This window comes from Kosakonia quasisacchari (assembly GCF_004331415.1).
Taxonomy (GTDB): Bacteria; Pseudomonadota; Gammaproteobacteria; order Enterobacterales; family Enterobacteriaceae; genus Kosakonia; species Kosakonia quasisacchari.
In genome coordinates this window covers 155,207-178,091 of the sequence record NZ_SJOP01000002.1, presented here as the reverse complement: position 1 = coordinate 178,091, position 22,885 = coordinate 155,207, and the positions used below count along the sequence as shown (strand labels likewise).

24 protein-coding genes and 4 tRNA genes are annotated in these 22,885 nt (G+C 53.1%); 13 read left to right on the top strand and 15 right to left on the bottom strand.

The annotated features are described in order from the left end of the window. Nucleotides 1–52 precede the first annotated feature (52 nt). Nucleotides 53–295 (top strand): DUF1158 family protein, encoded by a 243-nt coding sequence (locus E0L21_RS02980; protein WP_131406635.1) that lies wholly within the window; start codon nt 53–55, stop codon nt 293–295. Between the two features lie 331 nt (nt 296–626). Next, nucleotides 627–1,226 carry a nitroreductase family protein gene (locus E0L21_RS02975; RefSeq protein WP_131406633.1) on the top strand — a complete coding sequence of 200 codons (600 nt, stop codon included), beginning with the start codon at nt 627–629 and terminating at the stop codon, nt 1,224–1,226. 97 nt (nt 1,227–1,323) lie between these two features. Here E0L21_RS02975 and gltX read toward each other — a convergent pair whose 3' ends face one another. Beyond that, nucleotides 1,324–2,739: a glutamate--tRNA ligase gene (gltX, locus tag E0L21_RS02970; RefSeq protein WP_131406631.1), complete on the bottom strand. Its 1,416-nt coding sequence runs from the start codon at nt 2,737–2,739 to the stop codon at nt 1,324–1,326. A gap of 255 nt (nt 2,740–2,994) precedes the next feature. Here gltX and E0L21_RS02965 point away from each other — a divergent pair. The 5 genes from E0L21_RS02965 (at nt 2,995) to E0L21_RS02945 (ending at nt 4,120) form a co-directional block, all read left to right on the top strand. After that, a tRNA-Val gene (locus E0L21_RS02965) sits at nt 2,995–3,070 on the top strand. Between the two features lie 41 nt (nt 3,071–3,111). Next, a tRNA-Val gene (locus tag E0L21_RS02960) sits at nt 3,112–3,187 on the top strand. 41 nt (nt 3,188–3,228) lie between these two features. Next, nucleotides 3,229–3,304: transfer RNA gene (locus E0L21_RS02955), tRNA-Val, on the top strand. Nucleotides 3,305–3,308: 4 nt separating this feature from the next. After that, nucleotides 3,309–3,384, top strand: a tRNA-Lys gene (locus E0L21_RS02950). A 388-nt stretch (nt 3,385–3,772) separates the two neighbouring features. Beyond that, nucleotides 3,773–4,120 (top strand): FlxA-like family protein, encoded by a 348-nt coding sequence (locus tag E0L21_RS02945; protein ID WP_131406629.1) that lies wholly within the window; start codon nt 3,773–3,775, stop codon nt 4,118–4,120. Here E0L21_RS02945 and E0L21_RS02940 read toward each other — a convergent pair. After that, nucleotides 4,111–5,040 carry a LysR family transcriptional regulator gene (locus tag E0L21_RS02940; RefSeq protein ID WP_131406627.1) on the bottom strand — a complete coding sequence of 310 codons (930 nt, stop codon included), beginning with the start codon at nt 5,038–5,040 and terminating at the stop codon, nt 4,111–4,113. The two genes, E0L21_RS02945 and E0L21_RS02940, sit on opposite strands and share 10 nt — an antisense overlap. An 89-nt stretch (nt 5,041–5,129) precedes the next feature. Here E0L21_RS02940 and E0L21_RS02935 point away from each other — a divergent pair, with 89 nt between their 5' ends. After that, complete coding sequence (locus E0L21_RS02935; RefSeq protein ID WP_131406625.1) at nt 5,130–6,119, top strand: bile acid:sodium symporter family protein; 990 nt, start codon at nt 5,130–5,132, stop codon at nt 6,117–6,119. On the opposite strand, the gene E0L21_RS02930 is transcribed toward E0L21_RS02935, so the two are convergent. The 3 genes from E0L21_RS02930 to zipA all read right to left on the bottom strand — a co-directional run bounded on the left by E0L21_RS02930 (nt 6,116) and on the right by zipA (nt 9,389). Beyond that, nucleotides 6,116–6,331, bottom strand: a complete 216-nt coding sequence (locus E0L21_RS02930; protein WP_065370407.1) for a DUF3820 family protein — start codon at nt 6,329–6,331, stop codon at nt 6,116–6,118. The two genes, E0L21_RS02935 and E0L21_RS02930, sit on opposite strands and share 4 nt — an antisense overlap. After that, nucleotides 6,332–8,350 carry an NAD-dependent DNA ligase LigA gene (ligA, locus tag E0L21_RS02925; RefSeq protein WP_131406623.1) on the bottom strand — a complete coding sequence of 673 codons (2,019 nt, stop codon included), beginning with the start codon at nt 8,348–8,350 and terminating at the stop codon, nt 6,332–6,334. A gap of 70 nt (nt 8,351–8,420) precedes the next feature. Further along, nucleotides 8,421–9,389 carry a cell division protein ZipA gene (gene zipA, locus E0L21_RS02920; protein WP_131406621.1) on the bottom strand — a complete coding sequence of 323 codons (969 nt, stop codon included), beginning with the start codon at nt 9,387–9,389 and terminating at the stop codon, nt 8,421–8,423. A gap of 226 nt (nt 9,390–9,615) precedes the next feature. Here zipA and cysZ point away from each other — a divergent pair, with 226 nt between their 5' ends. The 5 genes from cysZ (at nt 9,616) to crr (ending at nt 14,457) form a co-directional block, all read left to right on the top strand. Then, entirely contained in the window at nt 9,616–10,377 is a 762-nt protein-coding gene (cysZ, locus tag E0L21_RS02915; RefSeq protein WP_131406619.1) for a sulfate transporter CysZ, read from the top strand. Nucleotides 10,378–10,517: 140 nt separating this feature from the next. After that, nucleotides 10,518–11,489, top strand: coding sequence for a cysteine synthase A (gene cysK, locus E0L21_RS02910; RefSeq protein ID WP_017458913.1), 972 nt, complete (start codon nt 10,518–10,520; stop codon nt 11,487–11,489). A gap of 383 nt (nt 11,490–11,872) precedes the next feature. Beyond that, nucleotides 11,873–12,130, top strand: a complete 258-nt coding sequence (gene ptsH / locus E0L21_RS02905) for a phosphocarrier protein Hpr (RefSeq protein WP_007370907.1) — start codon at nt 11,873–11,875, stop codon at nt 12,128–12,130. A gap of 50 nt (nt 12,131–12,180) precedes the next feature. After that, the gene (gene ptsI / locus E0L21_RS02900) at nt 12,181–13,908 is read left to right on the top strand and encodes a phosphoenolpyruvate-protein phosphotransferase PtsI (protein WP_131406617.1); all 1,728 of its coding nucleotides are present in this window, start codon (nt 12,181–12,183) and stop codon (nt 13,906–13,908) included. A 39-nt stretch (nt 13,909–13,947) separates the two neighbouring features. Beyond that, entirely contained in the window at nt 13,948–14,457 is a 510-nt protein-coding gene (gene crr, locus E0L21_RS02895) for a PTS glucose transporter subunit IIA (protein WP_020454651.1), read from the top strand. Nucleotides 14,458–14,501: 44 nt separating this feature from the next. Here the strand turns inward: crr and pdxK are convergent, their stop codons facing one another. From pdxK to E0L21_RS02845, 10 genes are all read right to left on the bottom strand, one after another. Further along, nucleotides 14,502–15,341 carry a pyridoxine/pyridoxal/pyridoxamine kinase gene (pdxK, locus tag E0L21_RS02890; RefSeq protein WP_131406615.1) on the bottom strand — a complete coding sequence of 280 codons (840 nt, stop codon included), beginning with the start codon at nt 15,339–15,341 and terminating at the stop codon, nt 14,502–14,504. A 17-nt stretch (nt 15,342–15,358) separates the two neighbouring features. Next, nucleotides 15,359–16,270, bottom strand: coding sequence for a cysteine synthase CysM (gene cysM, locus E0L21_RS02885; RefSeq protein ID WP_131406613.1), 912 nt, complete (start codon nt 16,268–16,270; stop codon nt 15,359–15,361). A 101-nt stretch (nt 16,271–16,371) separates the two neighbouring features. Beyond that, complete coding sequence (cysA, locus tag E0L21_RS02880; RefSeq protein WP_131406611.1) at nt 16,372–17,466, bottom strand: sulfate/thiosulfate ABC transporter ATP-binding protein CysA; 1,095 nt, start codon at nt 17,464–17,466, stop codon at nt 16,372–16,374. Further along, entirely contained in the window at nt 17,456–18,331 is an 876-nt protein-coding gene (gene cysW / locus E0L21_RS02875; RefSeq protein ID WP_131406609.1) for a sulfate/thiosulfate ABC transporter permease CysW, read from the bottom strand. The genes cysA and cysW overlap by 11 nt, the downstream gene beginning before the upstream one ends. Further along, nucleotides 18,331–19,161 carry a sulfate/thiosulfate ABC transporter permease CysT gene (gene cysT, locus E0L21_RS02870; protein WP_131406607.1) on the bottom strand — a complete coding sequence of 277 codons (831 nt, stop codon included), beginning with the start codon at nt 19,159–19,161 and terminating at the stop codon, nt 18,331–18,333. Before cysT ends, cysW begins: the two co-directional genes overlap by 1 nt. Next, the gene (locus E0L21_RS02865) at nt 19,161–20,177 is read right to left on the bottom strand and encodes a sulfate ABC transporter substrate-binding protein (RefSeq protein ID WP_131406605.1); all 1,017 of its coding nucleotides are present in this window, start codon (nt 20,175–20,177) and stop codon (nt 19,161–19,163) included. Before E0L21_RS02865 ends, cysT begins: the two co-directional genes overlap by 1 nt. A gap of 163 nt (nt 20,178–20,340) precedes the next feature. Beyond that, entirely contained in the window at nt 20,341–21,240 is a 900-nt protein-coding gene (locus E0L21_RS02860) for a Dyp-type peroxidase (protein ID WP_131406603.1), read from the bottom strand. 92 nt (nt 21,241–21,332) lie between these two features. Then, the gene (locus E0L21_RS02855; protein ID WP_131406601.1) at nt 21,333–21,908 is read right to left on the bottom strand and encodes an RpoE-regulated lipoprotein; all 576 of its coding nucleotides are present in this window, start codon (nt 21,906–21,908) and stop codon (nt 21,333–21,335) included. Between the two features lie 60 nt (nt 21,909–21,968). After that, nucleotides 21,969–22,418, bottom strand: a complete 450-nt coding sequence (locus E0L21_RS02850) for a DUF2919 domain-containing protein (protein ID WP_131406599.1) — start codon at nt 22,416–22,418, stop codon at nt 21,969–21,971. Then, nucleotides 22,405–22,830: a GNAT family acetyltransferase gene (locus tag E0L21_RS02845; RefSeq protein ID WP_131406597.1), complete on the bottom strand. Its 426-nt coding sequence runs from the start codon at nt 22,828–22,830 to the stop codon at nt 22,405–22,407. Before E0L21_RS02845 ends, E0L21_RS02850 begins: the two co-directional genes overlap by 14 nt. Between the last annotated feature and the right edge of the window lie 55 nt (nt 22,831–22,885).

Sequence of the window (22,885 nt, the reverse complement as noted above, 5' to 3'; positions counted from 1 at the left end):
CAGCGCGCAGCTTTCCCCGACAATGCGGCTTTTCACCATCGATTAACACTTTATGAAACACTCGTTAGAACCGCTGCTTACGCTGGCAGGCATTCTGCTGATGGCCTTTCTTTCCGTGCTGCTGCTTCCCGCGCCTGCGCCAGGGTTGCAACTGGCGCAAAGTCTGGTACAGCGCTTTCATCTGCTCGATCTAACCCAGCTTTACATCATTCTTTACTGCTTGTGGTTTTTGTTGCTCGGCACGGTGGAGTTTTTTGTGGTGCGCTTTATCTGGAAGCGCTGGCTCGCCGTCTAAAAACGCAACGTTCCCCTTCCCTGTGCTTGTACGGTGGGGAACACGCCCGCCTTCACCCTAAATAACTATTCAATAGTCGTTCTAATTTTTTGAACACTACGCGCAAATAGTTCAGCTTTTTCTTTTGCCATCACAGGCCTATCATTCCTCCTATTCGGGCAAAACAGCCCATTACGAACGTAACTGGCCCGCAGGTTGGCCGTAAAATTAATCAAAACTTTCGTTGCAGGCCAGGTTAACCATGAACCCATTACAGAAACTTTTTAGCGCTTTGTTTCCACAGTCCGCGGGTAACAACGTAGCGGACGTGCAGCCAACTTCAGGAGTGATCATGTCAGACAATTTTCTCGCTTTAGCAAAACAACGCCGCACCATTTACGCCCTGGGTAAAGATCTGCCGGTGGCAGAAGATGTCGTCATTGAAACCATCAAAGAAGCGATTCGCCAGGCACCTTCGGCGTTTAACTCACAGAGTTCCCGTGCGCTGATCCTGTTAGGTAAAGAACATGTGCAGTTCTGGGAGCTGACGCGTGAACAACTGAGAAAGATCGTGCCGGAAGAGAGCTTTAAAGCTACGTCCGACAAGCTGGACGGCTTTGCCGCAGCGGCAGGTTCAGTGCTGTTCTTTGAAGATCAGGATGTGGTGAAAGGTTTGCAGGAGCAGTTTGCGGCTTACGCGGATAACTTCCCGGTATGGTCTGAACACAGCACTGGTATTGCACAATACGCCGTGTGGCTGGCGCTGGCCGAGAAAGGCATCGGCGCGAATCTGCAACACTATAACCCGCTGGTTGACGCCGATGTGCAGCGCACCTGGGGCATTCCGGCGAACTGGAAACTGCGCGGCCATATGAACTTCGGTTCTATCGTGGCGCAGGCTGGCGATAAAGCCTTTATGGATGACGCCAAACGCTTTGTAGTTGCCCGTTAATTAAGCGTAAGCGGCTGAATAATCATTACGTAACAAGCCGACAGACATAAAAAAGCCGCCTTCATTGAAGGCGGCTTTTTTTTACAGCAGGCAAAAATTACTGTTGGCTTTCGCGCTCAGCAATAAAACCCAGCGCTTTGTTGATACGCGCGATGCTGCGCGCCTGGCCAATGGCGTGAACGGTGACGTCCAGCGCTGGCGACTGACCTGCGCCGGTCACGGCAACGCGCAGCGGCATACCAACTTTACCCATACCCACTTCCAGTTCATCGGCGGTCGCCTGAATCGCGTGATGAACATTTTCCGCCGTCCAGTCGCTGATGGCAGCCAGTTTGTCACGCACCACTTCCAGCGGCTGACGCGCAACCGGACGCAGGTGTTTTTTCGCCGCATCGGCGTCGAATTCGTCAAACTCTTCATAGAAATAACGGCAGCTGGCCGCCATCTCTTTCAGCGTTTTGCAACGCTCGCCGAGCAGCTTCACCAGTTCAAACAGCTGCGGGCCGGTATGGGTATCGATGTTTTCCTGCTCAATGTGCCACTGCAGGTGCGTCGCCACATACTCGGGATCCAGCGTATTAATATAGTGGTGGTTCAGCCACAGCAGCTTGTCGGTGTTGAACGCGCTCGCCGATTTGCTTACCGCGCCGAGTGAGAACAGCTTGATCATCTCTTCGCGGGTGAAGATTTCCTGATCGCCGCTTGACCAGCCCAGGCGCACCAGATAGTTAAGCAGCGCTTCCGGCAGGTAACCGTCATCGCGATACTGCATTACGCTGACCGCACCATGGCGTTTAGAGAGCTTTTTGCCGTCGTCGCCGTTGATCATCGACACGTGCGCATAAACCGGAACCGGCGCGTTCAGCGCTTTCAGGATGTTGATCTGACGCGGCGTGTTGTTGATATGGTCTTCACCACGGATAACGTGGGTAATTTCCATATCCCAGTCATCCACCACAACGCAGAAGTTATAGGTCGGCGAGCCATCAGTACGGCGAATAATCAGATCGTCGAGTTCGAGGTTGCTGAACTCAATCGGGCCACGAATCTGATCGTCAAAAATAACAGAACCATCCTGCGGGTTGGCAAAACGCACCACACACGGCTCATCATCAGCATGATGCGAGTGATCGTGGCGGCAACGGCCGTCATAACGCGGTTTTTCATTGTTTGCCATCTGCGTTTCGCGCAGTTGCTCAAGGCGTTCTTTCGAGCAGTAACATTTATAGGCGGTACCGGCTTTGAGCATCTCGTCGATAACCGCGTTATAGCGATCAAAGCGTTTGGTCTGGAAATACGGGCCTTCGTCCCACTCCAGATTCAGCCAGTTCATGCCATCCATGATGGCTTCAATTGCTTCCGGAGTGGAGCGCTCGAGATCGGTGTCTTCAATACGCAGCACAAACTCACCGCCGTGATTACGTGCAAATAGCCAGGAGTAAAGAGCAGTGCGCGCGCCGCCAACATGCAGATAGCCGGTGGGGCTTGGCGCGAAGCGAGTTTTGATTTTCATGAAATGGCCTTACGTTTATAAAGATGCCGACCGTCGGCAATAGCTAAAATGAAGTGGGCGATATTCTATCACTGTGGGCTGATTCCTCAATGTTGTTGCCGCAATGAGGGGTTTATCAGGCTATTTTGTTTAGAAATCATGCTCTCGCGACGCTTTACGCAGCGGGTTGTCTAATTTTACGACGAACGAACAATTTCTTTTGAAAATGCGTTGACTCATTTTCAACTCTCCCTATAATGCGACTCCACACAGCGGGGGTGATTAGCTCAGCTGGGAGAGCACCTCCCTTACAAGGAGGGGGTCGGCGGTTCGATCCCGTCATCACCCACCACGATTTTTGTGGCTTCCGCAGTGTAGATAAGAATGAGAAGTGGGTGATTAGCTCAGCTGGGAGAGCACCTCCCTTACAAGGAGGGGGTCGGCGGTTCGATCCCGTCATCACCCACCACTTTCTCGCCAGCGAATTCTTATCAGTTGAAGTACCGAAGTGGGTGATTAGCTCAGCTGGGAGAGCACCTCCCTTACAAGGAGGGGGTCGGCGGTTCGATCCCGTCATCACCCACCACTTCGGGTCGTTAGCTCAGTTGGTAGAGCAGTTGACTTTTAATCAATTGGTCGCAGGTTCGAATCCTGCACGACCCACCAATGTAAAAAAGCGCCCTAAAGGCGCTTTTTTGCTTTCTGCCATTTGCCTGCCCCATTCCAGCCATCAGTTAGAATCTCTTGCAGCCATTGATTGCCAACTACAGCGATGCAATCTCTAAATCGATGAATATTTCCCCGCCGCACAAATGCTTTTAGGGGGAATATAAACGCCATAATTCACGTTAAGTTAGCCATTAACCCCCCCTATCAACAATAGAAGAAAGAATAAAATACCACTATTTTCAAAGAGTAAGGATGGTAACCTTTATCCATAATTTATCCTTAATGTCCGGATATGATGCCCGCCGAACGGCCATTCGATTAAGACAATTCAAGAAATAGATGATGACGGCCGATAACAATGTTTTATGGCAAAAAGGAGTGTGCAATGACCACAATCTCGACAACCACAGCGTCAATTCAGACTGGCAGCGCGGGCAGTTCATCGTCCACCAGCAACGACACCGCATCGCAAATCAGCCGCATTACTCAGAAGATCACCAAGCTGACGCAACAGCTGAAAGAAGTCGCTAACGGTAGCGGTTCGACCGAAGACAAAAAGAAACAGCAAGAGATGATTCAGGCTCAAATCCAACAACTGCAAGCGCAGCTGGCACAATTGCAGCGCAAACAGGCTGAGGAAGCAGAGCAGAAGCAAGCCCAGCAGCAACCGCAAGCCAAAGCGGAAGGGGTTAACAACCCTTCCGACGATCATCAGGTTGATATTTACGTCTGAGTAAATAACGGGTCGTCCTCACGGGCCTGGTTTAAACACCGGGCCTGTTCTCTGACCACTTCCCACAATGCCTGCGCAGCCCCCGATAGCGAACGGTTTTTCCGCCGCACCAGCATAATTTTGCGCTGCATATCCGGCACCAGCCTTTTTACCGCCAGCTCACTCCCCTGAGGCAGCGGCAACGCGAGTGCAGGCAGAATACTGATGCCGATCCCCGCTTCAACCATTGGAAACAGCGTCGCCGGATGGCCAATCTCCTGCACGATTGTCGCGCGTACGGCAAAATGGCGGAGCGCCGCATCAATAAGCGGTCGGCTGCCGGATGCATAATCCTGCACCACCAGTCGCGCGCCATCCAGCGCCGACCACGGCACCCCCGCAAGCTGCGCCCACGGATGATCATTGCGGCACAGCAAAAAGAACGGTTCCTCGAGGATCTCTTCGCTCTGAAAATCATTCACCGGACCAGGATCGATAACAATGCCAAAATCCACCTCGCCCTGGCGAATGCTCTCCAGCACCCATTGCTGCGGCCTATCGTGCAGCACGAAATCAATTTCGGGATAGCGCTGGTTACTGCTGGCGATGCACTGCGGGATCAGGTGCGCCGAAATGGTCTGGCTCGCCGCCACGCGCACCGTGCCAGTCAGTTGCTGCCCGACACGCCCGGCTTCACGCAGTGTGCTGCTAAGCTCATCTAATAGCCGCTCAAGGCGTCCGGCAAGTTGGTGCCCGGCTTCGGTCAACACCACTTCGCGGGTCGTTCGGTCAAGCAGACGCACACCGGTTTGCAGCTCCAGCTCTTTCACGCTGTGGCTTACCGCAGACTGGCTGAGGCCGATTATCTCCCCTGCCCGGCTAAAACTTTTGGCCTGCGCCACTGTGACAAAGACCCGTAACTGACGTAAGGAATAATTCATCTTATAAATTCATGAATGGATGCAATAAATCAATTTTATTTCTCAAAGCAGAAAAAGCACAATAGCGGCATCGACTTTCAGGAGTGCACATGAAACTTTTTCGTATCCTTGATCCTTTTACGCTCACACTGGTGTGTACCGTTCTGCTGGCCTCTTTCTTCCCGGCGCGCGGCGGTTTTGTGCCGTTTTTCGAAGGGCTGACTACCGCCGCCATTGCACTGTTGTTTTTTATGCATGGGGCAAAGTTGTCACGTGAGGCGATCATTGCTGGCGGCAGCCACTGGCGTTTACATCTTTGGGTAATGTGCAGCACATTTGTGCTTTTCCCGGCGCTCGGCGTGCTGTTTGTCTGGTGGTCGCCGGTGAATATCAGCCAGGAACTGTATACCGGTTTCCTTTATCTGTGCATTCTGCCTGCGACCGTTCAATCAGCTATCGCCTTTACCTCGCTGGCGGGCGGTAATGTCGCAGCGGCGGTGTGCTCAGCATCGGCTTCCAGCTTACTCGGCATCTTTCTGTCGCCGCTGCTGGTTGGCCTACTGATGGACCTGCACGGTGCAGAAGGTAGCCTTGAGCAAGTGGGCAAGATCATGCTGCAACTGCTGCTGCCGTTTGTGCTGGGGCACCTTTCACGTCCGTGGACCGGTGCCTTTGTGGCGAAACATAAGAAGTGGATTTCAAAAACCGACCAGACGTCGATTCTGCTGGTGGTTTACTCCGCCTTTAGCGAAGCGGTGGTGAACGGTATTTGGCATAAAGTGGGCGTCGGCTCACTGTTGTTTATCGTGGTGGCGAGCCTGGTGCTGCTGGCGATTGTCATCTCGGTAAACGTGGTTGTTGCGCGTAAGTGCGGGTTCAACAAAGCCGATGAAATCACTATTGTTTTCTGCGGTTCGAAAAAGAGCCTCGCCAACGGTATCCCTATGGCCAACATCCTGTTCCCGACGTCGGTGATCGGGATGATGGTGCTGCCGCTGATGATTTTCCATCAGATTCAGTTAATGGTCTGCGCCGTGCTGGCGCGTCGCTATAAACGTCAAACGGAGCAACAGCAGGCGCAGGAAGCGGCGAAAGCCTAACCGCGTTTCAGGGGCTGCACCAGATGGCTCAGCCCTTCGGTTTTGATAAGCAAGGTTATCTGCATCAACTCGCCCAGCCGCCCGGCAGGAAACGAATCCTTCCGGGCAAACCATAGCAGATACTCTTCAGGCAGATCGATAAGCCGCCGCCCCTGGTACTTACCAAACGGCATAACGGTGTTAGCAATCTCGACGAGCTGTTCCTTTTCCATTTACGCTCCCAGCAGGCGAATCATCTCGGCTTCGTCGATCACCTCAATCCCCAGCTCCTGCGCCTTCGCAAGCTTAGAGCCTGCCGCTTCCCCGGCAATCACCAGATCCGTTTTCTTCGACACGCTGCCCGCCACTTTTGCGCCTAACGCCGTTAAACGTGCTTTGGCGTCATCGCGCGAAAGCTGGCTCAGGCTACCGGTCAGCACGATGGTTTTGCCGGCAAACGGACTGTCGATCTCTTCGGCTTTGACGACAACCGGCGCAGGCCAGTGAATACCTACATCCTCGACTAACTGGCGGATAACCTCGCGGTTGCTCTCTTCATTGAAGAAGTTGTCCACGTGTTTCGCCACGACAACACCAACATCGGGCACTTTTTGCAGGTCATCAACGCTTGCGGCCATCAACGCCTCCAGTGTACCAAAGTAAGCCGCCAGACCGGCCGCCGTGGCTTCGCCAACCTCGCGAATACCAAGCGCATAGAGGAAACGGGCAAAAGTTGTCTCTTTGGCTTTCTCCAGCGCATTGACCACGTTTTGCGCCGATTTCGGCCCCATACGATCTAACCCGGTGAGTTTACCGGCCGTAAGGCGGAACAGATCCGCCGGCGTGTGGACATACTCTTTTTCAACCAGTTGGTCGATTATCTTATCGCCCATGCCATCAACATCCATTGCACGACGAGAGACAAAATGCTTAAGCGACTCTTTACGTTGCGCGCCACAGATTAATCCGCCGGTACAGCGAGCAACGGCTTCGCCTTCAACACGCTCAACATCAGAACCGCACACAGGACAGTGCGTCGGGAAAAGCACTTCTCGGGTTTCCTGCGGACGCTCAGAAAGCACCACATTGACCACCTGCGGGATCACATCCCCGGCGCGGCGAATCACCACTTTGTCGCCAATACGCAGGCCAAGGCGGTCAATCTCATCAGCGTTGTGGAGCGTTGCGTTACTGACCAGCACCCCGGCAACGTGTACCGGCTCAAGCCTGGCGACAGGCGTAATCGCACCGGTCCGCCCGACCTGGAACTCAACGTCGCGCACAAAGGTCATCTGTTCCTGCGCCGGGAATTTGAAAGCAACCGCCCAGCGTGGCGCGCGAGCAACAAAGCCCAGCTGTTCCTGTAAATCAAGCGAGTCGACCTTAATCACCACACCATCAATATCAAAACCAAGCGTTGGGCGATCGGCCTCAACCTGGTGGTAGAAGGCCAGCACCTCTTCCGGCGTACTGCATAAACGTATGCGGTCACTCACCGGCAGCCCCCAGGTTTTGAACTGCTGCAAACGCCCCAGATGACTACGCGGCAGTTCACCCCCTTCAAGAATGCCGATGCCGTAACAGAAGAAGGTTAACGGGCGTTTGGCGGTGATACGCGGATCGAGCTGGCGCAAGGAGCCTGCCGCAGCGTTACGCGGATTGGCAAACACTTTCGCACCGGTACGCCGCGCATCTTCGTTGATTTTTTCAAATCCCGATTGCGGCAAAAACACTTCACCACGCACTTCAAGGCGGGCGGGGATATTGTCGCCGTGCAGCTTGAGCGGGATGGTGCGGATAGTGCGCACGTTGGTGGTGATATCCTCTCCGGTGGTGCCATCACCGCGCGTTGCCGCACGCATCAGCACACCGTTTTCGTAGAGAATACTGACCGCCAGGCCATCCAGCTTTAGCTCGCAGCAGTAGGTGAGCGCGTCGGTGCTTTTCAGCCTGTCCTGCACACGTTTGTTAAAAGCGAGGAAACTCTCTTCGTCAAACACGTTGTCCAGCGACAGCATCGGCACTTCATGGCGTATCTGGCTAAAAGCGGTAAGCGGTGCTGCGCCAACACGCTGCGTCGGCGAATCCGGTGTAACTAAATCCGGGCGCTGCGCTTCGAGTTCACGCAGTTCACGCATCAGACGATCGTACTCGGCGTCCGGGATCTCCGGTGCGTCCATAACATGGTACAGATATTCATGATGGCGAAGGCTGGTTCGCAGTTCTGTCAGTTGTTGTTCAATTGAGTCCATATCGCACCATCAATGATAAAAAACCCCCGACTGGCGGGGGTTCTGAAAGGAAATAATGTTCGTGGTTCCGTTACGCGTTGGCGTCTTTGACCTCGCGAATACGATCCTGGTATTCACGTAATTTCTGCGGCGTCATCATCCGACGCTGATCGTCCAGCACCACGCCACCGACTTCGTCGGCGATATGCTGCGCTGATTGCAGCATCAGTTTAAAGTTTTGCAGCTCATCACCATAAGACGGCACCTGCATAAAGATGGTGACGCCAGGTGTTGCCATCTCGCTCATCGTATCGACATCAAACGTGCCGGGATTGACCATATTGGCCAGGCTGAAAAGCGCCGGGCCACTGCCGTCCGGGCTGAGATGACGATGAAAAATGCTCATATCGCCGAATTTAAACCCGGCCTGCAAAATGCTGTTCAGCAGCACTTCACCATTCAACGTGCTGCCATGGTGTGCAGCAACGTTCATGATAATCACGGTCTCTTTACGCTGCGGTTTTTCCACTGGCGCTTCAGCAACCAGTTCAGGTTCCGGCTGAGGCGCTGGCTGCGCAATTTCAGGTTGCGATTGATACTGTGGCGCAGGCTGCTGCGGCGCTACAGGCTGTTGCGGGGTATGGCGCACCGGCTGCGTTTCAAATGCAGGTGCTTGCGCAGGGCGTTCCGGCTGCTGCTGTGAATAAGGCTGCTGCGCGTGGTGTGGCGGCTCTTCAGGTTGAACCGGCTGTGCCGACGGGCGTGGCTGTGCCGACGCATAAGGCGGCTGATATTGGTGCTGACGCGGCGTGTCCTGCTCGTTACTGACTCCCGGCGCATGATTCACTTTGTGAACACGAACTTCACCTACGCCTTCGTCGTCTTCGACATCCTCGTCATCCAACTCTTCGTCGTCACGTCTCGACTTCATACGTTTTAATGGGCGATCCCGGAACATAGACGAACGTTCTTTGCGACTGGTCCAAAACCCATGAACCAGCAAAGCAATTATGGCGATCGCGCCAACAATGATTAATATCAGACGCAAATCCTGCATCATTATATTCTCTGTTGTTCTAACACCTTGCCACCACGGCAAACATTTACTCACTAAGAGTATTTGCGCATTACGTCAAGTGCAAGTGCGCGCGTGTCTTTCACAGCATAAAGATGAACGAAATTGTGCTTTTTGCTGTTTTTTCGAACATTTCCGAACGGGTTTCCCCAGTATGATGAATATTATAAGCTGCAGTTTTAGGTCGTAATGATAGGAGTATGACCAGATTATGGTTTCATCATCCCCGTCTGCTGCTCGCAGTGGCATGTTTTACTTTTCCCAGGGTTGGAAACTGGTCACACTGCCAGGCATTCGCCGCTTTGTGATCTTGCCGTTAATGGTGAATATTTTGCTGATGGGCGGCGCGTTCTGGTGGCTGTTTACCCGCCTCGATGGTTGGATCCCTTCGCTGATGAGCCATGTGCCGGACTGGCTGCAGTGGCTTAGCTATTTACTGTGGCCCATTGCCGTTGTCTCAATTCTGTTGGTGTTCGGCTACTTCTTCTCAACCCTTGCGAATTGGATTGCTGCTCCCTTTAACGGCTTGCTGGCAGAACAACTGGAAGCACGTCTCACCGGCGCGACACCGCCCGACGTCGGCGTTTTGGCGTTGCTCAAAGATGTGCCACGCATAATGAAGCGCGAATGGCAAAAACTGGCCTGGTATCTGCCCCGCGCCTTGCTGTTGCTGGTGCTCTATTTTATTCCCGGGATTGGGCAAACCGTCGCCCCGGTGCTGTGGTTCCTGTTCAGTGCATGGATGCTGGCTATCCAGTACTGCGACTACCCGTTTGATAACCACAAAGTGCCGTTTAAAGCGATGCGCGTTTCCTTACGCGAACGTAAGGTTATTAATATGCAATTTGGTGCGCTCACCAGCCTGTTTACGATGATTCCAGTGCTGAATCTGGTGGTGATGCCAGTAGCAGTATGTGGCGCGACGGCGATGTGGGTGGATTGCTACCGGGAAAAACACGCAGTTTGGCGGTAAGGAATTATTCCGTTTCTTATTCCATACTGGTTAGCATTATTTCGCCTCAGCATATAGATATGCGATTTCCTTACTTCCCCCTCAACAGTAAGTGCGTATGCTGAGGTGGTTCCCAAATTTCATACAGTTAAGGACGGGCTATGAGTAAGATTTTTGAAGACAACTCGTTGACGATAGGTCATACGCCGCTGGTTCGACTGAACCGCATCGGTAACGGCCGCATTCTGGCGAAGGTCGAATCACGTAACCCAAGCTTCAGCGTAAAATGCCGTATCGGTGCCAATATGATTTGGGATGCCGAAAAACGCGGGGTGCTGAAACCGGGCGTAGAACTGGTTGAACCAACCAGTGGCAACACCGGGATCGCGCTGGCCTATGTAGCGGCTGCACGCGGCTACAAACTGACGCTGACCATGCCAGAAACCATGAGCATCGAACGCCGTAAACTGCTGAAGGCATTAGGTGCGAACCTGGTACTAACGGAAGGCGCAAAAGGCATGAAGGGCGCGATCCAGAAAGCGGAAGAAATTGTCGCCAGCGATCCAGCGAAATTCCTGCTGTTGCAGCAATTCAGTAATCCGGCTAACCCGGAAATTCATGAAAAAACCACCGGCCCGGAAATCTGGGAAGACACCGATGGTCAGGTTGATGTATTTATCTCCGGCGTGGGCACTGGCGGTACACTGACTGGCGTAACGCGTTATATCAAAAATACCAAAGGCAAAACTGACCTGATCACCGTCGCAGTCGAACCAACGGATTCTCCGGTTATTTCCCAGGCGCTGGCAGGCGAAGAGCTAAAACCAGGCCCACATAAAATTCAGGGCATCGGCGCGGGTTTTATTCCCGGTAACCTGGATTTGAAACTGATCGATAAAGTTGTCAAAATCACCAACGAAGAAGCCATCAGTACTGCGCGTCGTCTGATGGAAGAAGAAGGTATTCTGGCGGGTATCTCTTCGGGTGCTGCTGTTGCGGCGGCGCTGAAATTACAAGAAGACGAAACCTTTACCAATAAGAATATCGTGGTGATTTTGCCTTCTTCTGGCGAGCGTTATTTAAGTACCGCATTGTTTGCCGATCTGTTTACAGAGAAAGAATTGCAACAATGATGCCAGATTGTTAAATCAGCATAAAAAAGCACCCATTGCGGTGCTTTTTTGTGGCATATATCAAATTTTTGTCCTACCTGGCATTGCCTGAAACCTCCTGGTCTGGTATTTAACCATCACATTTATTTTGATGCGCGAAATTAATCGAAGGCAAGATTTCATCAAGCTGAATCGATTTTATGATTTGGTTCAATTCTGCCTTTCGCTGCATAATGTTTAATGACGAGCGAAACGTCAGCAGCCAGAAGCGCCAGCGTTTGGTTGCGCCAGGCAGGCTTCTGTAGTTTGTCCCGTTGCGCCGGCGCTAACAATACAGGCTAAAGTCATGCCGCCAGGCTAGACTTTAGTTCCACAACACTAAACCTATAAGTTGGGGAAATACAATGTTCCAGCAAGAAGTTACCATTACCGCTCCGAACGGTCTGCATACCCGCCCTGCTGCTCAGTTTGTGAAAGAAGCAAAAGGCTTCTCTTCTGAAATCACTGTGACTTCTAACGGCAAAAGCGCTAGCGCGAAAAGCCTGTTCAAACTGCAAACTTTGGGCCTGACTCAAGGTACTGTTGTGACGTTGACCGCTGAAGGCGAAGACGAGCAAAAAGCGGTTGAGCATCTGGTTAAACTGATGGCAGAACTTGAGTAAGTTTTACTTACTCGTTCTTTTCAAGATCAGTCACAAGTAAAGGTAGGGTTATGATTTCAGGCATTTTAGCATCCCCGGGTATCGCTTTCGGCAAAGCACTGCTGCTGAAAGAAGACGAGATCGTCATCGACCGGAAGAAAATTTCTGCCGACAAGGTTGACCAGGAAGTTGAGCGTTTCCTGAGCGGTCGTGCCAAAGCATCGGCACAGCTGGAAGCAATCAAAACGAAAGCGGGTGAAACTTTCGGTGAAGAAAAAGAAGCCATCTTCGAAGGGCATATTATGCTGCTGGAAGATGAGGAGCTGGAGCAGGAAATCATAGCCCTGATTAAAGATAAGAACATGACTGCCGATGCGGCAGCGCATGAAGTTATCGAAGGTCAGGCAACTGCCCTGGAAGAGCTGGATGATGAATATCTGAAAGAACGTGCCGCTGACGTACGTGACATCGGTAAGCGTCTGCTTCGCAACATCCTGGGTATGCCGATTATCGATCTGAGCGCAATTCAGGAAGAAGTGATTCTGGTTGCGGCTGATCTGACACCGTCAGAAACCGCACAGTTGAACCTGAAAAAAGTGCTTGGATTTATCACTGATATCGGTGGTCGTACTTCCCATACTTCTATCATGGCGCGCTCCCTTGAGTTGCCAGCGATCGTGGGCACCGGTAGCGTCACCACGCAGGTGAAAAACGGCGATTATCTGATCCTCGATGCGGTTAACAACAAAGTCTACGTTAACCCGAGCGATGAAGAGATTGAGACACTGCGCGCGGCGCAAACTCAGGTTGCTGAAGAGAAAGCCGAACTGGCGAAACTGAAAGATCTGCCGGCGATCACCCTTGATGGTCATCAGGTGGAAGTGTGCGCCAACATCGGTACCGTTCGCGATATCGCGGGTGCTGAGCGCAATGGCGCCGAAGGTGTTGGTCTGTACCGTACCGAATTCCTGTTCATGGATCGCGACGCCCTGCCGACGGAAGAAGAGCAGTTCGAAGCCTACAAAGCGGTGGCTGAAGCCTGCGGTTCTCAGGCCGTTATCGTCCGTACCATGGACATTGGCGGCGATAAAGAGCTGCCGTACATGAATTTTCCGAAAGAAGAAAACCCGTTCCTGGGCTGGCGTGCTGTGCGTATTGCCATGGATCGCAAAGAGATCCTGCGCGATCAGGTACGTGCGATTCTGCGCGCTTCCGCTTTTGGTAAACTGCGAATTATGTTCCCGATGATCATCTCTGTCGAAGAAGTGCGCGCACTGAAGAAAGAGATTGAGATCTACAAACAAGAATTGCGTAACGAAGGCAAGGCGTTTGACGAGAGCATTGAAATTGGCGTGATGGTGGAAACCCCTGCTGCCGCGACAATTGCCCGCCATCTGGCGAAAGAAGTCGATTTCTTTAGTATCGGTACCAATGATTTGACGCAGTACACCCTGGCGGTTGACCGTGGTAATGATATGATTTCACATCTTTACCAGCCGATGTCACCGTCTGTACTCACCCTGATCAAGCAAGTTATTGATGCTTCTCATGCGGAAGGCAAATGGACTGGCATGTGTGGTGAGCTTGCTGGCGACGAACGTGCTACACTTCTGTTGCTGGGGATGGGTCTGGATGAATTCAGTATGAGCGCCATTTCTATCCCGCGCATTAAGAAGATTATTCGTAACACAAACTTCGAAGATGCGAAGGTGTTAGCAGAGCAGGCTCTTGCTCAACCGACAACGGACGAGTTAATGATGCTGGTTAACAAGTTCATTGAAGAAAAAACAATCTGCTAATCCACGAGATGCGCCCAAATTACTGCTTAGGAGAAGATCATGGGTTTTTTCGATAAACTGAAATCTTTGGTTTCTGATGATAAAAAAGACACCGGAACCATTGAGATTATTGCCCCACTTTCTGGCGATATCGTCAACATTGAAGATGTACCGGATGTTGTATTCGCTGAGAAAATCGTTGGTGATGGCATTGCTATCAAACCGACCGGTAACAAAATGGTAGCCCCGGTTGATGGTACTATCGGTAAAATCTTTGAAACCAACCATGCCTTCTCTATCGAATCCGATAGTGGCATCGAACTGTTTGTTCACTTCGGTATCGACACCGTTGAACTGAAAGGTGAAGGTTTCAAACGCATCGCAGAAGAAGGCCAGCGCGTAAAAGTTGGCGATCCGGTAATCGAATTTGATCTGCCGCTGCTGGAAGAGAAAGCCAAGTCTACCCTGACGCCAGTGGTTATCTCCAACATGGACGAAATCAAAGAGCTTATCAAACTTTCTGGTAGCGTAACCGTGGGCGAAACCCCGGTGATCCGCATCAAAAAGTAATGCGTAATGCATAAAAGAATGGCGCTGTAAGGCGCCATTTTGCTTTACTGTGGCGGTAAAATTAGCTCGTCATAGCCTTTTTCCAGCGTATATCCCATCACTTCTACGACCCGATCGCCCGCAGCGTGTATCGCCACATCAAGCGCTTTTCCCTGAACAATACCGCTCACCAGTTCAGAACAAAACAGGTCACCAGTACCTTTAAGATCCGTCGCAACACGCGGATAACCACTCACATGAACCGCATCAGCGGTAACCAACACGACATGAATTTGCTCATCTTGTTGCTCAACCGGCGCACTGGTGATCGCCACCCAATGCAGCGTTTCCGATAACAGACCTTTTGCCGCCTCAATCGCGCTTTGCAAATCCGGGCATGGCCGACCGCTCAGCACTTCCAGCTCGAACACATTTGGCGTGATACCCTGCGCCAGTGGCAGCAGATGTTCACAATATGCCTGCGGAATTTCTGGTTTTACATAGATGCCGCTATCGGTATCACCGATCACCGGATCGACCAGAATCAACAATTGCGGATGTTTTTCCCGCAGCACCGTGAGCCACTGTGCCAGTAGTTTTATCTGGCTGGCGCTGCCCATATAACCGGTCGTGACAGCTTTAACGCTGCGCAGAACATCACGCTCTTCCAGTGCCTGTAAATAGCCGCTAAACCACTCATCGGGAATGACGCCGCCGTAAAAGGTGTCATAGTGCGGCGTGTTACTAAACAGCACCGTCGGTACGGCCAGTACATTCAAATGGTGCTGGCGAATATTTGGCACCGCTATACTGTTGCCCACGCTGCCATAGACAACCTGTGATTGTACGGCAACGATATCGGCCTGCTGCGCCCGGGTCTTATCCCTGAACAGGATCATCTCCATTTGGTCTCCTTAACGGGTTAAATCCCCGCGCCCTGCGAATAACTCTCTTCACCAAATACGCCAGTAGAAAGATAGCGATCGCCGCGATCGCAAATAATGGCGACAATCACCGCGCCCGGGTTCGCTTTCGCCACCCGTATTGCCCCTGCTACTGCGCCGCCGGAACTGACACCGCAGAAAATGCCTTCCTGCACCGCCAGTGCGCGCATGGTATTTTCCGCTTCGCGCTGATGGATATCCAGCACCTCATCAACCAGAGAAGCGTTAAAAATCCCCGGCATATACTCGGCAGGCCAGCGACGAATACCGGGAATACTGCTGCCCTCTTCCGGCTGCAAACCGATAATCGTCACTTTTTTATCCTGCTCGCGCAGAAAACGCGATACCCCGGTAATAGTGCCGGTAGTGCCCATACTGGAGACAAAATGCGTGATTCGCCCGCTGGTCTGCCGCCAGATTTCCGGGCCGGTGGTGGTGTAATGTGCGTAGGGATTATCCGGGTTGTTAAACTGATCGAGCAGTTTGCCTTCACCGCGCGCCGACATGGCCAACGCCAGATCGCGCGCCCCTTCCATGCCCTGCTCTTTGCTGACCAGAATCAGCTCCGCACCGTAGGCGCGCATCGCGGAGCGGCGTTCCTGGCTCATATTATCCGGCATCAGCAATTTCATGCGGTAGCCTTTCAGCGCGGCGATCATCGCCAGCGCAATACCGGTATTACCGCTGGTCGCTTCAATCAGTACGTCGCCAGGTTTGATCTCCCCGCGCTTTTCCGCCTGCACAATCATTGACAGTGCCGCTCTGTCTTTCACCGATCCCGCCGGATTGTTGCCTTCCAGTTTGACCCAGATTTCACTACCGTTGTCCGGGCTCAGGCGTTGCAATTTGACCAGCGGCGTATTGCCAATGGTTTGTTCTAATGTGTTCACAATCGCTGTCCAATAAAAAACCCGGTCGCAAGATGCATACCGGGCTTGTAGGCCGGAGAAACCTTTACGCTATCCGGCAGAAACCACGTCTGTTTAAGCTATCAGGCAGAATCCGCCAGAGCAAGTTCCGTACGGGACTCAATACGTTCATTACCGTTGTATAAACGGGCATGTTGCAGACCGACGAATAGCCGCTCACCGCGCTGTGGGGGTTGCTCATCACGTATCACCACGGTCAGCGGGTCCGTGTTCCAGCCCAGTGGTTGCACCACCAGTTGGGTGTAATGGCCCTTCGGGCTGGCTTCCAGCACCTGTACCGGCAGCGGAGAATCGAGGCTGGTGCGACGGCTGACATCCACTTCCCACGGGCGCAGAAACAGATCGACATCCCCCTGGTAAGCCGGCGTATAACCAAGCGGCCAACGGTGCGCGCCAACATGAAACTGTCCGCCGCGCACCGTACCTTTTAGACGGTTAACTTCGCCCATAAACTCAAGCACAAAGCGGGTTGCGGGTTCGCGCCAGACCTGATCCGGCGCATCCGCCTGTTCAATATTTCCCTGGCTCATCACCACGACGCGATCGGCAACTTCCGTCGCCTCTTCCTGATCGTGCGTAACGAATACGCTGGTGAATTTCAGTTCTTCATGCAACTGACGCAACCAGCGGCGCAGCTCTTTACGCACCTGCGCATCAAGCGCACCAAAAGGTTCATCCAGCAGTAAAATTTGCGGCTCTACCGCCAGTGCACGCGCCAGCGCCACACGCTGTTTCTGTCCACCGGAAAGCTGTGCCGGAAAGCGTTCCGCCAGATGTGCTAACTGCACCATTTCCAGCAGTTGCGTCACTTTGGCTTTGATCGCCGCCGCATTCGGACGTTCTCGACGCGGCAGCACCGTCAGGCCGAAAGCGATATTGTCGAACACCGTCATATGACGAAACAGCGCATAATGCTGGAACACAAAACCGACGCGGCGCTCGCGGGCATGCAAACGGCTGACGTCAGTCCCGTGAAAACGGATACGCCCGCTGCTCTGATGCTCAAGACCGGCAATAATACGCAGCAACGTTGTTTTACCGGAACCGGACGGCCCCAGCAGCGCCACCATCTGGCCGGAAGGGATATCCAAAGAGATATCATTCAGCACCTGGGTGCGACCAAAAGACTTCTTAATATTGGCAATCTCAATGCTCATGATTTCCCTCCTGTTGCTGGCGTTTTTCCTGATTATTCAAACGCCACTGCAACGCACTCTTTAAAAACAACGTCAAAATAGCCATCAAAGTCAGCAGGGCCGCGGCGGTAAACGAACCGACGGTGTTGTAATCCTGCTGCAGTAACTCAATTTGCAGCGGCAGCGACAGGGTTTCACCACGGATAGAGCCGGAAACCACCGACACCGCGCCAAATTCGCCAATCGCCCGCGCGTTAGTCAGCACTACGCCGTACAGCAGCGCCCAGCGAATGTTTGGCAGTGTCACGCGCTTGAACATCTGCCAGCCGGAAGCACCAAGCAGAATCGCTGCTTCGTCCTCCTGACTCCCCTGGCTTAACATCACCGGCACCAGTTCGCGCACCACAAATGGGCAGGTGACAAACACGGTAACCAGCACCATGCCCGGCCAGGCGAACATAATTTGCAGATTATGCGCATCGAGCCAGCCGCCAAGCGGGCCGTTCGAGCCATAAAACAGCAGATAGATAAGACCTGCAACCACCGGCGAAACAGCAAAGGGAATATCCAGCAGCGTCAACAGTAGCTGGCGGCCGGGGAAGTTAAAGCGCGTCACCAGCCAGGCCAGCAACGTGCCGAACACCAGGTTCAGCGGCACCGAGATCAGCGCAATCAGCACCGTCAGCCAGATGGCATGCAGCATGTCGGCATCGGCGAGGTTTTGCAGTACCGGCGCCAGACCTTTGCTAAAGGCCTGCACGAAGATATAGATCATCGGCACAACGAGGATAAACGCAGAAACAAGAATGCCCGTGCCAATCAAAAACCATTTACCCCAGTTCACCTGAGGTTTGTCATAGCGTTTCAATTCAGTAATTTCCGCCATTAGTGACCTACCACACGCTGACCAAAGCGGCTTTGCAGAGTGTTAATGGAAAACAGCAGCAGCAGAGAAGCCGCCAGGATCACCGAGGCAATTGCACTCGCCGCCGGGTAATCAAACTCCTGCAGGCGCACAAAAATCATCAACGAGGTGACTTCGGTCTTCCAGGCGATGTTACCGGCAATAAAGATCACTGCGCCAAACTCGCCAAGGCTGCGGGTAAACGACAACGCTACACCCGCCATCAGCGCCGGAGAGAGTTCCGGCAGCACCACTTTGCGAAAACTTTGCCAGCGCGTCGCGCCCAGCGTTTCCGACGCTTCTTCATACTCCGGCCCCAACTCTTCCAATACCGGCTGAATGGTACGCACCACAAACGGAATGCTGGTAAATGCCATCGCCACCGCAATACCGAGCCAGGTATAGGTCACTTTGATATCAAACTTCGCTAACCATTCGCCGTAAAAACCATTCACCGAGAACAACGATGCCAGCGTGAGGCCCGCCACGGCCGTGGGCAGCGCAAAGGGTAAATCCATCAGCGCATCCAGCAATGTACGACCAGGGAAACGGTAACGCGTGAGGATCCACGCCATCAGCAAGCCAAACACGCCGTTAAAAACAGAAGCGACAAACGCAGCAATCAGCGTGACTTTATAGGCGGCCACCACCTGCGGATTAGTGACCACCTCCCAGTATTGCGCCCAGCTCATCTGCGCCAACTGCATCACCAGCGCACTCAGCGGCAACAGCAGTATCAGACAAACAAAAAACAGGCTGCTGCCGAGGCTTAAACCAAAGCCGGGCAGCACGCGTTTTGATCCTGCAAACATCACTTACGCCCCGCCGCGAGCAACGTGTCCAGTTCACCACCGCTGGCGAAATGGGTTTTCATCACCTCAGGCCAGGAACCAAACTTGTCTTCTACCCGGAACAGCGCCGTCTGCGGGAATTTATCGCTCAGTTTTGCCATTACTTCCGGGTTGTTCACGCGATAGTAGTAATCGGTAATGATGGTTTGCGCCTGCGGGCTGTAAAGCCAGGTAAGGTAAGCTTTCGCTACTTTTTCTGTGCCGTTGGCTTTCACGTTTTTATCCACCCACGCAACCGGGAATTCAGCCAGGATGTTGACCTTCGGTACGACAACCTCAAAACCTTGCGCTTCATATTGTTTGCGGATGTTATTCACTTCCGATTCAAACGAGATCAGCACATCACCCAGCCCGCGCTCAACAAAAGTGGTTGTCGCGCCGCGACCGCCGGTGTCGAATACCTCAACGTTTTTAAGGAATTGCGTCATAAACTGCTGGGTTTTAGCGTTGTCGCCGCCATCCGCTTGATCCGCGGCGCCCCAGGCTGCCAGATAGGTGTAGCGCGCATTGCCGGAGGTTTTCGGGTTCGGGAAAATCAGCTTCACGTCGCTGCGCACCAGATCGTTCCAGTCGTGAATGTTCTTCGGGTTTCCTTTTCGTACCAGAAACGCCATCGTCGAGTAGAACGGTGAACTGTTATTCGGCAAACGGCTCTGCCAGTCCGCCGGGATCAGGTTGCCTTTGTCGTGCAGGATCTGCACATCGGTGACCTGGTTATACGTCACAACGTCCGCTTTCAACCCTTGCAGGATCGCCAGCGCCTGCTTTGAGGAACCCGCATGAGATTGCTTAATGGTCAGCTTGTCACCGCCGTTATCTTTCGCCCATTGCTGTTCGAACGGCGTGTTGAGGGCCGCAAATAGCTCGCGTGATACATCATAAGAGCTGTTAAGCAGTTCCGTCGCCTGTGCCTGAGCGGTCCACAGCGTCAGCGCTGCCAGCGCCAGATATCCTTTTTTCAGTAAGTTAACGGCCATTGCGCACCCTTATAAGCTGATGACATTTCGTCACTCAGTTTATTTATAACGGGTGTGAAACCAGTAACGGTTTTATATACCAATTGGTGATTTGGAATCAGAAAAGAATATAAGCAGAAGGGAGTAGTGACCGGGTTTCCCCGGCCAGGCAAAAGTGCGTGATTTACAGCGCCAGCAGCTTATCCAGCGACGGCGCGAAGTAGTAACCGCCGGTCACCGGGCGGGTAAAACGCAACATTGCGTCACGCTTACCATCGGTGTCGCCAAACATGCTCAGCAGTTGCTGCTCGATGTTGTACAGACGGGCGCAATAGGTACAGAAATAAAGCCCATGCGTGCCGCTGGCGGTGCCATAAGGCAGGCTCTGACGGACAATTTTCAGCCCTTTGCCGTTCTCTTTCAGGTCAACACGCGTCAGGTGTGACGTGTCCGGGCGCGCATCGCCATCGATCTCTTCATTGGCCTCTTTCGTGCGACCGATCATCATCTCCTGATCGCCCACGCTCATGCGGTTAAGCTGCTTGAGGTTATGCTCCCAACGCTGCACCATCACGTAGCTGCCACCGGCGTCCACACCATCCTGAATAATGGCGACCTCGCGGCGCTTCTCATCGCCAGCCGGGTTTTCCGTACCGTCGATAAAGCCACTCAGATCGCGCTCTTCGACCCAGCGGAAACCGTGCGTCTCTTCTTTGACATCAATCACCTCGCCGAACGCCGCCAGCGCGGCCTGGGCGACGGAGAAATTCACATCGTGGCGCAGAGAAAGAATGTGGATCAGCAGATCTCGCTGTGTCGCAGGCGCAAGGCCTTTGCCATACGCCGGAAAATCTTTTAGCTCGTCTGCACCTTCGGCACCGTTCAGCGCGCGCCAGGTCTTGTTGCCAAAGGCAATGGTCGCGCCCAGCGCCGCATCGGGGAATTGCAGTTGAAAGGTCACCAGCTTATCGGCGAAAACGCGGCTCGCCACGCGCAGGGCATCCGGATCCCCTTTAACGTTGGCTTCAATCCAAATCGCCGCACGGCAATGTTCTGGCAAAATACCGCTTTGAACCTGGGACATGACTCCTCCTGGAAAAAACAGGCCACGAAACCGTGGCGATAATCGCGGTATTGTACCTGTTTTTCCAACAGCAGCAGCGAGTTGAGATCAAATTAACGGCGCCAGATAAGCTTGCTCACTTTCCAGTTTTTCAGCGCATCATCGGACGGCATCAACCCTTCCGGGCCGCTCCACTGGCCGATAAATACGTAGCTGATATGCTGGCTACCCGGCGCTTTACACTCCACACCCACGCTGTCATCGCCCGCGCCTTTTACGCAGTTGCCGAAAGCTTTATCAAACAGGGTATTGAACGGCGCACCGATTTTTACCCCTTTGTCGGTGGCGATACTGCTGTCCAGCACATCAATACGGCTGACCGCGCCATTTTCCCCGTTCACCACCAGCGCCAGTTTGTCGTCTTTTAGCGCTTCAAAATAACGAACGATGCTGCCTTTTTCCGTCTTCATCCCGCTGCGCAGATGATAGGCACCACCCAGCGCATCATGAATTGCCTGCTCGTTAAGCGGCGTACTGGCGGTGACGTTACCGACACCGTTTTCACTCACCTCAACAGATGAACCAAACCAGTTCCACGGATAGGCCGCCGACCAGTTGACGGAAGCCAGCGTCGAGCAGCCGGTTAACGCCAGCGGCAGAACGCAAATAAGTGTACGCAGGGATTTCATGCTTCATTCCTTTTATTCATTGAACGCCTGTTGGAGTCCCGGAAGTGAAAAAAGTGCCGCTCAATATTGAGCAAGGGAAAAACAAGCCCGAAGACGCCGGTTTGCCGCCAGCCACCACAGCGCAAAAAGATCGGCAATAACCAGAAACAGCCCAACGCCGGAAAGCGCCTCGCCGGTATACCAGCGACAGGGTTGCCATACCAGCAACGCCAGTTGCGCCAGCAATACCAGCGGGTAGAGCGCACGCCACAGGCGGGTAAAATGTTCGCGGCGACCGCTCAGTAAAAAGGCCAGGGCCGCCGGCATACCCGGCAGCAAGCCCAGCCAGAAATCATCGTGATCGGGGTAAAACAGTGCGAGCAATGCGTCACCCTGCCCGCGCGATGCCCCGGCAATAACAAACAGCACCCAGGTGCGCGCCTGTAGCAGCAACACGCACCAGAACAGAAAAGGGATTTTCAGGCGACCGTGGTTATCGTAATCGGCGGGATTAATCTCAGTACTCTTCATCTTCAATCAAACGTTTACCCAAACTGGCCGAGTCCATATGTTCATAACCGAGGCGCTCATACATGCCGATAACCATCTCGTTATCTTCCCGCACCATCAGGTTAATTTTCGGGCAACCACGGGCAATCAGCTTTTTCTCCAGCCGGTTCAACAAAGCGTTAGCGATGCCACGACCGCGAAACTCAGGATGAACGCCGAGGTAATAAGCCGAACCGCGATGACCGTCATAACCGCCCATCACCGTGCCGACCACTTCACCACCGACTTCAGCCACCAGAAACAGGCTCACATCGTGATTCACTTTGCGTTCAATATCCATTTCCGGATCGTTCCATGGTCGCAACAACTCACAACGCTCCCACAAGGTGATCACTTCTTCGAAATCTTCCTGGCGAAAAACGCGTATCTCCATGGTATTCCCCGTCATTTTCAGCTGTGTAAACGTAGATTATGGCCCTAAGCGCCGC